This window comes from Ciceribacter ferrooxidans (assembly GCF_004137355.1).
Lineage (GTDB): Bacteria > Pseudomonadota > Alphaproteobacteria > Rhizobiales > Rhizobiaceae > Allorhizobium > Allorhizobium ferrooxidans.
Genome location: NZ_SDVB01000090.1, coordinates 1 through 250 on the forward strand (window position 1 = coordinate 1; position 250 = coordinate 250).

Sequence of the window (250 nt, forward strand, 5' to 3'; positions counted from 1 at the left end):
GTTATCGGGCGACGAACCCGACGCTCACCTACACGCCTACAGGTTTTGTTAACGGCGACACGTCCAGCGTGCTGAGCGGCACGACTTCACTCAGTACGACCGCGGTGACCAACAGCAGCGTCGGCAGCTATCCGATCACGATTACGGTGGGCACGCTCAGCGCGGCTGATTACAGCTTCAGCTTTGTAAATGGCTCGCTAACAGTGACGAAGGCGACACCGGTGATTAACTGGTCCAATCCGGCCGATAT

General features: G+C 57.6%; 1 protein-coding gene. It reads left to right on the plus strand.

The features are described 5' to 3' along the window. A partial coding sequence (locus EUU22_RS25135; protein WP_165351050.1) for an MBG domain-containing protein occupies positions 1–250 on the plus strand: 250 nt, incomplete at both ends.